This window comes from Paraburkholderia aspalathi (assembly GCF_900116445.1).
Taxonomy (GTDB): Bacteria; Pseudomonadota; Gammaproteobacteria; order Burkholderiales; family Burkholderiaceae; genus Paraburkholderia; species Paraburkholderia aspalathi.
The window spans coordinates 54,657-68,340 of the sequence record NZ_FPBH01000034.1 but is presented as its reverse complement, the minus strand read 5'-3'; the positions used below and the strand labels follow the sequence as shown (position 1 = coordinate 68,340).

Sequence of the window (13,684 nt, the reverse complement as noted above, 5' to 3'; positions counted from 1 at the left end):
AGCGCGCTGTCTTATGCTTGGAGCGAATTGATCCGAAGCCTGCCCATCGAGGAACGCGCACTTGAACATTCCCGCTCACGCTCCGCTGCATCTGCTTCATATCGCCGCTATCGGTACACTCGCTACTCACGCGCGTCAGCCGGAAGGTTTTCCTTATCCTTCGGTGTTACCGTTCGCGCCGGACCCGCAGCATCGTCCGACGATCCTCGTGAGCCGGCTCGCCGAGCATACGCACAATCTGCACGCTGACCCGCGCGCCGGCTTTCTGGTCGTCGATGCACCGGACGGCGACGTGCTGAGCGGCCAGCGCGTCACCTTGCTCGGCACGTTCGGACCGGTCGACTCGACCCCCGAAGTCGTACAGCGCTATCTGCGCTATCACCCGGACGCCGAACGGTACCTGGTTCTCGGCGATTTCACGTTCTGGGCGATGAAGCTCGAGCGGTTGCGCTATATCGGCGGCTTCGGCGCGATGGGCTGGCTCGCCGGCGCCGACCTCGATCCACTGCCGCCACTCGGCTTCGACGAAGAAAACGCGCTGATCGAATATTTCGCCGCTCATGCCCAGGGCGCCAGTGGAGTTCAATTGCTCGGCGTCGATCGCTATGGCGCTGATCTGAAGCTGGACGGCGTGCGTACCCGTTTTGTCTTCGACGATGCGAAACGCAATACCGAAACCTTGCATGCGGCGCTCGAAGATTGCATCCAGCGCCACGCTAATTAAGTTTCGATTGCTGTTTGGGGAAAACACTCATGCCGCAATAACAAGGGAGAGCGTGGCTCGTAATATGTTCCGACGTTTCATGTTAAAGCTTTCATCGCATGAAATGTTGGGACAATTTCCTTATCTTAAATTTCATTTTTTGATAGTTAATTCATTAATGTCTGATGTGCGATGCTGTTTTTCAGCGGAATGCGAAAATTACCTATTTGAAAGGGTCCGCTAACACCGCGTCGGCGTGAAATTTTTTGAAACGAATTGAGATTAATTTTACGGCGCCGCTTTTGTAGTTTTTCTATTTTGTGTTAATCTCGCCATCAAATTCCGAGGCATGATCACTTCAAAGGGCAAGCCGGCTTAAGACTGGCAGTCATTTATCCAATCCATAAGGGAACCTATGTCTTCCTACAAGGAACTACTCGCACAGCGCGAGAAGCTCGAAAAGCAGATCGAAGAAGCAAAGTCGCGTGAATATGCAGAAGTGTTGAATGAGATCAAGCAGAAAATGGCCGATTACGGCATTTCGCTGACTGAACTCGGTGGCGGCCGTGGTGCCAAGGCTGCTAAAGCCGGTCGTCCGCGTGCAGGCGTCGCGCCGAAGTATCGTGATCCGGATAGCGGCAGCACGTGGTCGGGCCGCGGCAAGCCCCCGCGCTGGATCGCAGGTCTGGACCGTGAGAAATTTCTGATCCAGAAGTAATAGTTTTACGGTCAATCAGTGGCGCCAATAGCGCCCGCTGTTACCAGAAAAAAACCGCGTACCGTCAAGGGCGCGGTTTTTTTATTTCCGCTGCAAATTGCCGTGACTCTTTGTCGCACGCGCTCCATGAAACTGGAACGCGAATGCTTTTCGTTTAGATAAGCGTCTGATTTAAAAGGTTTTTTTTGTGGTTTATCCAGCGCATATTGAGATGCGCCGGGTAGAATGCAGGTATTGAACTCTCCCCTTTGTTTCAGCGATGCCTTCCTCCGCCGCCGTCCAGTCCTTCGAGAAACATCGCGTTGCGCGCAAAAGTACCTTTGTCAGTATTGCGCTCAATACGGTGCTGATGACGCTGCAAATCGTCATCGGCGTGTTTGCTCATTCGCAGGCGCTGGTCGCCGACGGTATCCATTCGTTAGCCGATCTGATTTCCGATTTTGTCGTGCTAATCGCTAATCGGCACAGCGGCGCCAAGCCTGACGCGGATCACAATTACGGACATAGCCGCTATGAAACGGTCGCGTCATTGTTTTTGGGCGCGCTGCTGATTGTTGTCGGCGTTGGTATGTTGTGGCGCGCCGGCACACGTCTCGCCGATTTGCAAAGCATCCCCGCCGTGCATATGAGCGCGCTCGCGGTCGCTGTGCTGGTGCTGATTTCCAAAGAAAGCCTGTTTCGCTACATGCTGCGCGAAGCGCAACGCGTGCGTTCGGCCATGTTGATTGCGAACGCATGGCATGCACGTTCGGACGCCGCTTCGTCATTGGTGGTCGCGATTGGCATCATCGGCAGCCTCGCAGGCGTGCGTCTGCTCGATCCGATCGCCGCGGCGATTGTCGGCTTCATGGTGGCGCGCATGGGCTGGATGTTCGGCTGGGACGCGCTGCAAGATCTTTCCGACCGCGCGCTCGACGAAGCCACCTCCGCCGACATGCGCGCGCTATTGCTCGCGACGCCCGGCGTACGCGACGTGCATGAAATGCGCACCCGCAAGATGGGCGACTTCGCGCTGGTCGATGCGCACATTCTGGTCGACCCGCTGATCTCGGTATCGGAAGGGCACTACATCGCCGAATCGGCGCGCTTGCGCGTGCTGGCAGACAACCGGGTGCTTGACGCGTTGATCCATGTCGACCCGGAGAACGACGCGGTGGCGCGCCCGCCCGTCAATCTGCCGACCCGGGAGCGGGTCGTCGCCGAAGTCAACGCGGCGCTCGCTGCGGGTGGCGTGAAGGCCGCGTCGGTCAATATGCATTACTTGAGCACGGGGCTCGATGTCGAAGTGGTTCTGCCGGCGCCAGGCGCGCGCACGGCCGAAAGCGATGAGCCCTGCCTTGCTCGCGTCGATCTGGACGCGCTCAGGCGCCGCCTCGGTGCCCGCAAGCTGAACGTGCTGCAGGGAGTGGACGCTCCGCAGGCCGAAAGCAGCGTTTCGACGGAAGCAGGGGCCGGCGACGCCAGCGCCAAGGCTGAGCAGCCGCATAGCGCCACGTGAGCGCGGCTACAGTCTCACAGCGGCAATTGCGTATCGAATTTGATCTCGCGCAGCACGACGCTCGTGCGCACTTGCGCGACGGCAGGAATCTTGAAGATGCGTTCGTGCAGAAAGCTGTCGTACGCCTTGATGTCCGGCGCGACGATCTTGAGGATGTAATCGGATTCGCCGGTCGTGCTGTAGCACTCGGTGACCTCCGGGCAGGTCGCGATTTCCCGCTCGAACTGTTCGACCCCGCCCTCGGTGTGACGCGTGAGATGGATATGCGCGAGCGCGCAGACGTGCAGCCCCAGCTTTTCGCGATCCAGCAATGCCGTGTAGCGCTGGATCACCCCTGATTGCTCCATATCCTTGATACGGCGCCAGCACGGGGTGCTCGACAGGCCGACCTGGTCGGAAATCTCTTGCACGGACCGGCGTGCGTCGAGCTGCAGCAGGCGCAGGATTTTTTGAGAGAACGTATCGAGTGTCAACTGCGCCTCCGTTGGCGTCGCCCTATCAACGCATGGTAGAGGTCTCGAAAACGAAACGCAATGTAAAACGGCTTCAGCGAGGGAGATTACCTAATTTGCCGGTTCCTCAGCGGCGTTTTGTCCTGAGCCGTCCCCATCTTTAGCGGCCGTCAGCGTGGCCGCCTGAACGGCGCGCAGATCCTTGAGCATGTTGCAGAAAAGCGCGCCCTGTTCGATCGCGTCGTCCAGCGCGACATGCGTGTGGGGATGTTCGTCGAACCAGTGCTTCGGGAAACGTGGCTTGATGTTCTTGCGGTACGGCAGGCCGGTTAGTGCGAAGGCCAGCGTTTTGATATCGAGCGCCGACCACGAAAACGGGCAGCGGCCGACAAACCGCATCATGTACCAGAACATATAGGTGAAGTCGAAACCGGCCGGCATCGCCACGAACACCGGCTTGCCCGGCAACGCCTCGACCCATTCGACATAGGCGGTCAGCGCGGCCTGCGGATCCTGCAAATTCTTGCGGCAGGCTTCCCACGCCTCCGGCTGCGTCTTCCACCATGCTTCCTGCACCGGATGCGGCGTGGCGCCGTCGAGCAATTCGAGATTCGCGGAGAAGGTGGCGATCAGCTGCTTGTCTTCCGTGTACGCGGCGGAGGCGAAACTGAGCATCGAATGCGGACCGGGAATCGGGCCGTCCGCTTCGACATCGGTGCTCACGTAGATTTCGCTGCTCATGCTTTGACTCCGTCGGCGACATACGGATTGGTGCGGCGTTCGGCGCCGAACGTGGAGGTGGGGCCGTGGCCCGGAACGAAGGTGACGTCGTCGCCGAGCGGCCAGAGTTTTTCGCGGATCGCGTGTACCAGGTCGGCGTGATTGCCGCGCGGAAAATCCGTGCGGCCGATCGAGCCGGCGAACAGCACGTCGCCCACCAATGCGAGCCGATGCGCGCGGCTGAAGAACACCACGTGGCCGGGCGTGTGGCCGGGGCAGTGATAGACCTCGAGGGTTTCGTCGCCGAACTGCACGGTCTCGCCGTCTTGCAGCCAACGGTCCGGCTCGAACGCTTCGGCAGCAGGAAAGCCGAAGCGCGTGCTTTGGTCCGGCAGCTTGTCGAGCCAGAAACTTTCGTCGGGATGCGGACCTTCGATCGGTACGCCGTAGTGCGTGGCGAGCGTCTTCGCGCCGGCGCAGTGATCGATGTGGCCATGCGTGAGGAATACTTTTTCGACCGTCACATTCTGGCGCGCGATTTCACCCTGGATGACATCGAGGTCGCCGCCTGGATCGACAACGGCCGCGCGCCCGGTTGCCTCGCAAACGAGCAGCGAGCTGTTCTGCTGGAACGGCGTAACGGGGATCAAGGTGACTTTCATGGATGACGGCGCCGCTGGGAAAACGTTGATTGTACCGGCGTCTCGTCGACGCTCGTCGAGGGCGCTGAGGCCCCGCTGCAGCGGGCTTTGAGCTGCCCATTTTTGCAGCAAGAGTGAAAATTCATCAAGGTTTTCAGTCGCTTGCCATCCCAAAATTTTCTTTTGGGTATAATGGCCTCCATGCACAAGGAATTGTGCATGCCACACGGCGATGCGTCCCCATCAAAAATGGGCACGCGGATTGCCACTCAAGTATGGGCTGTCGCGGTTTTGGGCGGCCATCAGGTATCGATGCATTCGATGCACACGTCTTACCCAGCCAGGCGCCGCGCGCCTGCAACGGACTTAAATGCCGTGACGCTGGGTGGGGCCTACGCCGCTGTTCCTGCGCGCTGAGTTCCGCGCGCAAGAACGTGTTTGCCACGTTCGATGGCGGCATGTGGGGTCTGGTCAGGCTGCCGGGGACAGGTTGCGCCAGACGTGAAAATTAACCGTGCGGTAGCGGCTGGGTAGCCGCATCCGGGCTTTGACGTACTGCGCTTTTCTGCGCGGCGCGTTGTCGTCCATTGCCGCCGGAGTCGCAGGCAACACGCTCAACTTTTCGCGTGATGCGGCTCGACAATTTGATTGCACGTCTTATGAAAACTCGGTTATCCCGTGGTCTGGGGACTCTTTTTGCCTTTTTTGTGCTAGCCGGCTGTGCCACGCCTCCGGGCGCGAGCAGCACGTCTGACAGCGGCGCGCCGCTGAGCACGAAGAATGCGCAGGCAGGTTCCTTCGGCCCGCAAGCTTTCGGTAGCGCGCCGGCATCCGGCGCAGCCGCCAAAGGCTCGTCGCTGGCCGATGCGCAGCCGCTTACTGACGACAATTCCGGCGTCTCGGACTTTCATCAGATCGGTCGCGCCTCGTGGTACGGCCGCGGGTTCCATGGCCGCCGTACCGCCAACGGCGAACGTTTCGACATGCACGCGCTGACTGCGGCACATCGCACGTTGCCGCTCGGCTCGTATGTTCGCGTGACCAATCCGGCCACCTCGCGCTCGGTTGTCGTGCGCATCAACGATCGTGGCCCGTATGCGCGTGGCCGGATCATCGATCTGTCAATGGCCGCCGCCGCCGCGCTCGACATGCGCCACGCCGGTACCGCGCGCGTTCAGATCGAAGGATTGACGCGACAGGAAGCACGCGCTGAGATGAATGAAACGCTGGCGTCGAACTCAGAGAAGTAATGAAATGGCCGCGGGCGCGTCTCTGACGCGCTTGTGACGCCGCGCAACATGGCGCTTATTCGTGCCGTTGTTCGCCAAAAGACAAAGGGCCGCTTCGCGCGGCCCTTTTCTTTTACTCATCCACCGTGGCTGCACGCAGCCGCTCATTCCTTTCGGTCCTGGCTTGCGCTGCGAGCCTGATCCGCTGGCGGACCTCCCTTCTCGTCCGCCTTATTCCTCGTCTTTCTTCAACGCCAAAGCGCGCGCGTAGAGCGCATTGCGCGACGCGCCGGTGAGGGTCGCGGCAACTTTTGCCGCGCTGCTCACCGTCAATTCTTCCAGCAGGATGCCCAGCAACGCGTCGTGATCGTGTTCGCCCGCGGCTTCCGGCTGCGCGCCTTCCACCACCAGGACGAACTCACCGCGTTGCCGGTTCGGATCGGCTGCGAGCCACGTTGGCCCTTCGGCCAGGGTGCCGCGGTGCAGCGCTTCATGTAACTTCGTCAATTCCCGGGCGATCAGCAGTTTGCGCTCGCCGCCGAATGCGTCCGCCATGGCCTGCACCGTTTCGACGATCCGGTGCGGCGCTTCGTAGAACACCATCGCGTGCGGATGGTTCACGAGCGCTTGCAGCGCCGCGGCACGTGCTTTTGCCTTCGGCGGCAGGAAGCCGAGGAACGAGAACGTCGCGACCCAGTCGCCGGCCGCGCTCAAGGCGGTGGCGAGCGCGCTTGCGCCGGGTAGCGGAATGACCGGGAAGCCGGCTTCGCGCACAGCGTCGACGAGTTTCGCGCCGGGGTCCGAGATGCCGGGCGTGCCCGCATCGGATACGTAGGCCACGCGTTCGCCTGCTTGCAGATGTTCGATCAGGCGCAGCGCCGCGGCCCGCTCGTTGTGCTGATGAACCGCGACGAGCGGCTTCGAGATGCCGTAACGCGCGAGCAGTTGGCCGGTGTTGCGGGTGTCTTCGGCGGCAATGCGGTCCACCAGTCCGAGCACATGCAACGCGCGCAGCGTGACGTCGGCGATATTGCCGATCGGCGTGGCCACCACATAGAGCGCGGCGGCAGGGTACTGCTGCCCTTGCGCGAGTTCGGAGAGAGGAGTCATGAGGCAGAAGACGCAGACAGACAGAACGAGGCCGCCATTGTGCCACGCTGCGGCGCGTGAACCGGGTGGTGGGCAGGCGAGTGCGCGGGCCGGCGGCCACAACTTTTCGAGACCAACCGGGTCCAAACTCGTCGGCGCGGCTTTCGAGGCGCGTGCGATGGAGTTTTTGCAGCGGCAGCGTTTGCGTTTCGTCGCGCGCAACGTGCTGTGCCGGGGCGGCGAGATCGATCTGGTGATGCGCGACCGCGACGGTTCGTTGGTGTTCGTCGAAGTTCGCGCGCGTGCCCAGCAGCATTATGGCGGCGCGGCAGCGAGCATCGGCTGGCAAAAGAAGCAGCGGATCGTGCGTGCCGCGCGGCATTACCTGGCAACCCGCAGCAGGCGTTCGCATGATGAGCCCGCGTGCCGTTTCGACGTAATTGCGTTCGAAGCCGGTCGGCTCGTGTGGCTGCGCGATGCGTTTCGCGCGGACGAAGTCTGATGCAGTGCGGGGAGAACAGGCGTGAGTGCGATAAACTTGCGCTCGCGTGCGGACCTCGTGAACCACACCGGTGTATGGAAAGCAGCGACGGGATAGCGCATTTCGCGATGTTTTTGCGCATCTACACTGTGTGTCCGGCACGGTTCATCAGAGCGGCACGACTTCGCAATACGACTTCACAACACGGCCGCGTACTGCGGTCTATTCGCGGTAGAAACTAGAGACTCGATGTCAGTCGAACGCATTCAACAACACTTCCGCGACAGCGCGGCAGTCAAACTCGAAGCCCTCGAATCCCTGTCGATGCCGATCGCCGCAGCGATTGACACGATGTTCGCCGCGCTTGCCAACGGCAGCCGCATTCTTGCGTGCGGCAACGGCGGCTCGGCGGCCGACGCGCAGCATTTCGCCGCCGAACTGATCGGCCGCTTCGAGCGTGAGCGCCCGGGCTTGCCGGCGATTGCGCTGACCACCGACACCTCCGTGCTCACCGCCATCGCCAACGACTACTCGTTCGAGCAGATTTTTTCGAAGCAGGTTTGGGCCCTCGGCCAGCCCGGCGATGTGCTGCTGGCCGTCACCACGTCCGGCAATTCCGCCAATGTGCTCGCCGCGATCGAGGCCGCGCACGAGCGCGAAATGATCGTGGTCGCGCTAACCGGCAAGGGCGGCGGCCGTATGCAGGAAGTGCTGGGCGATACCGATATCCACATTTGTGTGCCGTCCGATCGCACCGCGCGTATTCAGGAAGTGCATTTGCTGACCATCCATTGTCTGTGCGACGGCATCGATGCCATGTTGCTGGGCGAAGACTGAGATTGATTCCGAAGGAGAGCTAGTTGATGAGCGTATTCCGCGTCAAGAAGACACTGGTGAGAACCGTGCTGGTGGTCGGGTTCGCCGCGGGACTGTCCGCGACGTTGCAGGGATGCTTTCTCGCCGTTGCTGGCGCGGCGGGCGGCGGCGCGCTGGTGGCGACCGACCGGCGCACGCTCGGCGCGCAGACCGAGGATCGCGAGATGCAGGTGAAGGCGCTGTCGCAGATCAGCCAGAACTTGCCCGACAACGCGCACGTCAACGTGACGGTGTTCAACCGCCGCGTGCTGCTGACCGGCGAAGTGGCGGGTGACGTCTCGAAGCAGCGCGCGGAGTCCATCGTGCGTGGCTTGAACAACGTCAACACGATCGTCAACGAACTGGCGATCATGCCGGCGAGCTCGTTCTCGTCGCGCACGAATGACACTTACCTCGAGACGCGCGTGAAGACCGCGCTGATCGCCGAGAAGAACATTTCGGCGAACAACTTCAAGGTCGTGGCCGAGCGCGGCTCGGTGTATCTGATGGGCCTTGTCACGATGGACGAAGGCAATCGCGGCGCCGATGTTGCGAGCCGCGTGCCGGGCGTGGTGCAGGTCGTGAAGGTGTTCCAGTACATTCAGCCGCAGGAAGCCGCGGCGGCGGCCGCTGCAGCGGCGACCGCACCGGTTGCCGCTTCGCAGCCGGACGCGAGCACGCCGACTGTCGGCGCGATCCCCGATTCATCGGTGAGTTCGCGTCCGCTCGAGCAGCAGGCGCCGGCGCCGGTCACCAATTCGAACGCCGTGCATCCGGGCAATCCGAAGGCGACGACCCCATGAAGCGGGGTGTTGCTTTCGTCGTCGCGATGTTGACGGCCGGCACGTTGGCGGGCGCTCTTGCCTCTTCAGCACGTGCGGCCGATGCACCGCGTGGTCAGATCGTTGCTAGCTCGAATGCCTGCATGGGATGTCACGCGGTAGACCGCAAACTGGTCGGCCCATCGTTCCAGCAGATCGCTACGAAGTACAAGGGTGATGCGCAAGCGCCGGCAAAATTGTCGCGCAAGGTGAAGGACGGGGGCTCCGGCGTATGGGGCATGATTCCGATGCCGGCGCATCAGTCGATGAGCGATGCTGACATCCGCACAGTGGTCGATTGGGTGCTGGCTGGCGCGCCGTCCAGGTGATGTTTTGCCGCCCCTTTTGCCTCCGGGTTTTACCGCCGCGGGGGCTTGGCAAAACGCAAAATGCCTGTGCTAGAATTGTTTGCACGTTGGGGGGGTAGCTCAGCTGGGAGAGCGTCGCGTTCGCAATGCGAAGGTCGGGAGTTCGATCCTCCTCCTCTCCACCAAAGATCACATCGAAAGTTGTCCGAGATTGTCCGAAAACCCCGCAGCCGAAAGGCTTGCGGGGTTTTCTGTTTCTAACGAAATCCAATCGCCCTTATCTCCCCCAAAGGGAGATGTCGCGCATGCGACTTACGCTCACTCCCGAAACTCCACCCCATCCAAACGCCTCAACTGCGCGATGTCGCGAAGCGGCGGCGCGCCGAAGTGCCGGCTATATTCGCGACTGAACTGCGAAGGGCTGTCATACCCGACCCGGACCGCGACCGACCCGACATCTCCGCTATGCCTGAGCAGTAATCTGCGCGCCTCGTGTAGCCGCAGTTGCTTCTGATACTGCAGCGGAGTCAGTGTCGTGACGTTCTTGAAGTGATGATGGAGCGACGACACGCTCATGTTCACCGCATGTGCCAGCGTCTCCATCCGCAAAAGCTCGGTGTAGTGATTCTGGATCCACTCGATTGCCCGCGCGATCCGGTACGTCTGACTCCCGTTCACCGCGACCTGCCGCAGCCGTTTCCCTTGCTCGCTCGTCATCAGCCGGTAGAGCAATTCCTTTTCGATGAGCGGTGCGAGTACGGGAATGTCACCCGGAGTATCGAGCAATCGTACGAGTCGCAGCGCGGTATCGAAAACCGGTGCTGACAGCGTGGCCACGGCGATGCCTTCGCCTGCCGACGCGGCATCCGGTTCTGGCAGGCGCAGCTGCGTCGCCAGTTCGACGATCCGCTGCGGATCGAGCGTGAACTTCACACACAGATAAGGCGCGTCGGGTGAGGCCCGCGTCACCCGCGACATCACCGGCAGATCGACGGATGTCACGAGGCAATGCAGATGATCGTAGACGTACGCCTGCCCCGCGACCATGACCCGCTTGGCGCCCTGCGCCGCGAACACGAATGCGGAGCTCGTCACGCCGCAGCCGAGATCCACGGGCTGCGAGTAGCGATAAAACGTGAGCGACGGGATCGCCGTCTGATGGGTGCCGTCCGTCGGCGCGAAGCGGCTGATGAGCGCGGCGAGTTCCCGGCGCGCGGTTTCGCGTTCCGCCGAAGGATCGGGCCGGGAGGAATGCTGTTTCATGCGCATGGAACTCCGTGAACGGAATTGAGCATACCCAACCGCTGCCGGACAAGCGCGGCTGGCCTGCTGGATTTGCAGCATTGTTCAATAAATTTGCAGGATTGTGTAAGTGCAACGGCAGGCAGTCGGTACACACTGCCGCGTACACCCGGCGCCAAGTCCGGGCTTTCCCCACGGAGAGGTTCCATGTCTACATCGTTTGTCCTCAACGGCAAGAACGTTACGCTCGATGCCGATCCCACCACGCCGCTCCTTTGGGCAATCCGCGAAGACGCGGGCCTGCACGGCACGAAGTTCGGCTGCGGCATGGCGCAATGCGGCGCCTGCACGGTTCATCTGGAAGGCGAGGCCACCCGCTCGTGCGTGCTGCCGCTTGCGGCTATCGCGGGTAAGCGCATCACGACTATCGAAGGCATCGAAAGCCGGCCCGCGAAAGCCATCCAGGCTGCATGGGTCAAGCTGCAGGTGCCGCAGTGCGGGTACTGTCAGTCCGGACAGATCATGTCCGCGACAGCCTTGCTCGAACATAACGCCACGCCCACCGACGCCGACATCGATGCCGCGATGAACGGCAACATCTGCCGCTGTGCGACCTATACCCGCATTCGCGCGGCCATCCACGAAGCCGCTGCCACCCTGAAGGCCTGACCATGACGACCGATCTCGATCTCAAGGATGCGGTACGCCCGTCGCGCCGAACCTTTCTGAAAGCAGCCGGCGCCTTCGCGGCAGTCGGTCTCACCATCGGCTTCGAATGGGCGGGCACGGGCCGCCGCGCGCTCGCCGCCACCATGCCCGACGCGACGTTCGCACCCAACGCGTTCCTGCGCGTCGCGCCGGACAACAGCGTCACGGTCATCGCGAAGCACGTCGAGATGGGCCAGGGCGCGTACACCGGCATCGCGACGATCGTCGCGGAAGAGCTGGATGCGAACTGGCAGGACGTGCGTGTCGAAAGCGCGCCCGCCGATGCGAAACGCTACGCGAATCTCGCGTTCGGCACGATCCAGGGCACGGGCGGCAGTTCGGCGATGGCCAACTCGTGGATGCAATTGCGCGAAGCCGGCGCGAAAGCGCGCGCGATGCTGGTCTCCGCCGCCGCTGCGCAGTGGCAGGTGCCCGCATCCGAGCTGACGACGCTCGACGGCAGCGTTCATCACGCGGCCACGAACCGGACCGCGACCTACGGTTCGCTCGCGTCGGCCGCGGCCCGCTTGCCGGTGCCGGATACGGTCACGCTCAAGTCGCCGAAGGATTTTCGTTTGATCGGCCATCAGCTGCCGCGTGTCGACGTGCCGCCGAAAACCAACGGCACCGCGCAGTTCACGCTCGATGTGACGTTCCCCGGCATGCTGGTCGCGCTGCTGCAGCGTCCGCCGCTCTTCGGCGCGACGGTCAAATCGTTCGATGCGTCGGCCGCGAAAGCAGTGCCCGGCGTCGTCTCGGTCGTGCAGGTGCCGGGTGGCGTCGCGGTGGTCGCAAAGGGTTTCTGGGCGGCGAAGCAGGGCCGCGATGCGTTGAAGGTCGAATGGGACGATTCAAAGGCCGAAAAGCGCAGCTCGGACGCGATCATGGCTGAATACCGGCAGCTCGCCGAGCAGCCCGGCATGTCCGCCCGAAAAGACGGTGATGCGACGAAGGCGCTCGCAGGCGCGGTGAAGAAAATCTCCGCCAGCTATGCGTTCCCGTATCTCGCTCACGCGCCGATGGAACCGCTCGACGCGGTTGTCAAACTCACCGCTGACAGTTGCGAAATCTGGGCCGGCGACCAGTTTCAGACCGTCGATCAGGCCAACGCCGCCCATACGGCGGGACTCGATCCGCAGCAGGTCAAGATCCACACGCTGTATGCGGGTGGCAGCTTCGGCAGACGCGCGAACACCCAGTCGGACTATATCGTCGAGGCCGTGTCGATCGCGAAGGCGCTGGGTGCGAACGGCACGCCGGTCAAGCTGCAGTGGACCCGCGAGGACGACATCCACGGCGGCCTCTACCGGCCGATGTACTTCCACAAGCTCGACGCGGGCCTGAGCGCCGACGGCAAGGTCGTCGGCTGGCGGCATCGCATCGTCGGTCAGTCGATTCTTGCCGGCACGCCGTTCGCCAGCGTGATGGTCAAGAACGGGATCGACGGGACGTCCGTCGAGGGCGCCGCTAACGTGGCCTACGCGATTCCGAACGTCTCGGTCGAACTGACGACCACGCAGACCGGCGTGCCTGTGTTGTGGTGGCGGGTGGTCGGCAGCTCGCATACGGCATTCGCGGTCGAGGCGTTCATGGACGAAGCCGCGCACGCCGCGCGCAAGGACCCGTTCGTCTTCCGCCGCGATCTGCTCGCGCATGAACCGCGTATGCGGGGCGTGCTCGAACTCGCTGCGCAGAAAGCGGGCTGGGACCCGGCCAAACCGTTGCCGAAAGGCCGCGGGCGCGGCATCGCGGTAGCCGAGGCGTTCAAGACGTTCGTCGCGCAAGTCGCAGAAGTCTCCGTCGACAAGGACGGTAACGTGAAAGTGGAGCGCGTCGTGTGTGCGGTGGATTGCGGCACGCCGATCAATCCGGACGTCATCGCCGCACAGATGGAAGGCGGCATCGGCTTCGGTCTCGGCGCGGCGTTGCACAGCGCGATCACGTTAAAGGACGGCAAGGTCGAGCAGAACAACTTCGACGGCTACCAGGTGCTGCGGTTCGCGGAGATGCCCAAGGTCGAGGTGCATATCGTGCAGTCAGGCGAAGCGCCGACGGGCGTCGGCGAGCCGGGTGTCGCACCGGTCGGGCCGGCGGTCGCGAATGCGATCTTCGCGGCCACCGGCAGGCGGATTCACTCGCTGCCGTTTCCTGCTGCTTCGGAAAAGACCGCCTGACGGGCTGACCTAAGACGACGCGCCGCGTCGTGATTGACTGCGCTC

15 protein-coding genes and 1 tRNA gene are annotated in these 13,684 nt (G+C 62.4%); 11 read left to right on the top strand and 5 right to left on the bottom strand.

The genetic code is table 11. The features are described from left to right. Window positions 1–61 precede the first annotated feature (61 nt). The 3 genes from BM438_RS36660 (at window position 62) to BM438_RS36650 (ending at window position 2,919) form a co-directional block, all read left to right on the top strand. Window positions 62–724: a HugZ family pyridoxamine 5'-phosphate oxidase gene (locus BM438_RS36660; protein WP_093644843.1), complete on the top strand. Its 663-nt coding sequence runs from the start codon at window positions 62–64 to the stop codon at window positions 722–724. Window positions 725–1,118: 394 nt separating this feature from the next. Then, window positions 1,119–1,421: an H-NS histone family protein gene (locus BM438_RS36655; RefSeq protein ID WP_054037926.1), complete on the top strand. Its 303-nt coding sequence runs from the start codon at window positions 1,119–1,121 to the stop codon at window positions 1,419–1,421. Window positions 1,422–1,680: 259 nt separating this feature from the next. Continuing rightward, a complete protein-coding gene (locus tag BM438_RS36650) occupies window positions 1,681–2,919 on the top strand; it encodes a cation diffusion facilitator family transporter (RefSeq protein WP_093644841.1) in 1,239 nt (412 codons plus the stop codon). 14 nt (window positions 2,920–2,933) lie between these two features. Here the strand turns inward: BM438_RS36650 and BM438_RS36645 are convergent, their stop codons facing one another. From BM438_RS36645 to BM438_RS36635, 3 genes are all read right to left on the bottom strand, one after another. Further along, window positions 2,934–3,392 carry an Lrp/AsnC family transcriptional regulator gene (locus BM438_RS36645; RefSeq protein ID WP_012431468.1) on the bottom strand — a complete coding sequence of 153 codons (459 nt, stop codon included), beginning with the start codon at window positions 3,390–3,392 and terminating at the stop codon, window positions 2,934–2,936. A 90-nt stretch (window positions 3,393–3,482) separates the two neighbouring features. Continuing rightward, on the bottom strand, window positions 3,483–4,112 hold the full coding sequence (locus BM438_RS36640) for a 3'-5' exonuclease family protein (protein WP_093644839.1): 630 nt from the start codon (window positions 4,110–4,112) through the stop codon (window positions 3,483–3,485). After that, window positions 4,109–4,753 (bottom strand): MBL fold metallo-hydrolase, encoded by a 645-nt coding sequence (locus BM438_RS36635; RefSeq protein WP_093644837.1) that lies wholly within the window; start codon window positions 4,751–4,753, stop codon window positions 4,109–4,111. Before BM438_RS36635 ends, BM438_RS36640 begins: the two co-directional genes overlap by 4 nt. Before the next feature lie 638 nt (window positions 4,754–5,391). Between BM438_RS36635 and BM438_RS36625 the strand changes: the two genes are divergently transcribed. Continuing rightward, window positions 5,392–5,982 carry a septal ring lytic transglycosylase RlpA family protein gene (locus BM438_RS36625; protein WP_372342274.1) on the top strand — a complete coding sequence of 197 codons (591 nt, stop codon included), beginning with the start codon at window positions 5,392–5,394 and terminating at the stop codon, window positions 5,980–5,982. 210 nt (window positions 5,983–6,192) lie between these two features. Here the strand turns inward: BM438_RS36625 and rsmI are convergent, their stop codons facing one another. Then, on the bottom strand, window positions 6,193–7,071 hold the full coding sequence (gene rsmI / locus BM438_RS36620) for a 16S rRNA (cytidine(1402)-2'-O)-methyltransferase (RefSeq protein WP_093644831.1): 879 nt from the start codon (window positions 7,069–7,071) through the stop codon (window positions 6,193–6,195). 37 nt (window positions 7,072–7,108) lie between these two features. Here rsmI and BM438_RS36615 point away from each other — a divergent pair, with 37 nt between their 5' ends. The 5 genes from BM438_RS36615 to BM438_RS36595 all read left to right on the top strand — a co-directional run bounded on the left by BM438_RS36615 (window position 7,109) and on the right by BM438_RS36595 (window position 9,700). Beyond that, on the top strand, window positions 7,109–7,552 hold the full coding sequence (locus BM438_RS36615) for a YraN family protein (RefSeq protein WP_406550439.1): 444 nt from the start codon (window positions 7,109–7,111) through the stop codon (window positions 7,550–7,552). 228 nt (window positions 7,553–7,780) lie between these two features. Beyond that, window positions 7,781–8,368: a phosphoheptose isomerase gene (locus BM438_RS36610; RefSeq protein ID WP_093644827.1), complete on the top strand. Its 588-nt coding sequence runs from the start codon at window positions 7,781–7,783 to the stop codon at window positions 8,366–8,368. Window positions 8,369–8,394: 26 nt separating this feature from the next. Next, window positions 8,395–9,189, top strand: a complete 795-nt coding sequence (locus BM438_RS36605; RefSeq protein ID WP_093644825.1) for a BON domain-containing protein — start codon at window positions 8,395–8,397, stop codon at window positions 9,187–9,189. Then, on the top strand, window positions 9,186–9,536 hold the full coding sequence (locus BM438_RS36600; protein ID WP_093644823.1) for a c-type cytochrome: 351 nt from the start codon (window positions 9,186–9,188) through the stop codon (window positions 9,534–9,536). The genes BM438_RS36605 and BM438_RS36600 overlap by 4 nt, the downstream gene beginning before the upstream one ends. Window positions 9,537–9,624: 88 nt before the next feature. Further along, window positions 9,625–9,700, top strand: a tRNA-Ala gene (locus BM438_RS36595). A 133-nt stretch (window positions 9,701–9,833) separates the two neighbouring features. Here BM438_RS36595 and BM438_RS36590 read toward each other — a convergent pair. Then, window positions 9,834–10,778 (bottom strand): AraC family transcriptional regulator, encoded by a 945-nt coding sequence (locus BM438_RS36590; protein WP_093644889.1) that lies wholly within the window; start codon window positions 10,776–10,778, stop codon window positions 9,834–9,836. A 186-nt stretch (window positions 10,779–10,964) separates the two neighbouring features. Between BM438_RS36590 and BM438_RS36585 the strand changes: the two genes are divergently transcribed. Next, window positions 10,965–11,426, top strand: a complete 462-nt coding sequence (locus BM438_RS36585; RefSeq protein WP_093644821.1) for a (2Fe-2S)-binding protein — start codon at window positions 10,965–10,967, stop codon at window positions 11,424–11,426. Window positions 11,427–11,428: 2 nt separating this feature from the next. Beyond that, on the top strand, window positions 11,429–13,639 hold the full coding sequence (locus tag BM438_RS36580; protein WP_093644819.1) for a xanthine dehydrogenase family protein molybdopterin-binding subunit: 2,211 nt from the start codon (window positions 11,429–11,431) through the stop codon (window positions 13,637–13,639). Window positions 13,640–13,684 lie beyond the last annotated feature (45 nt).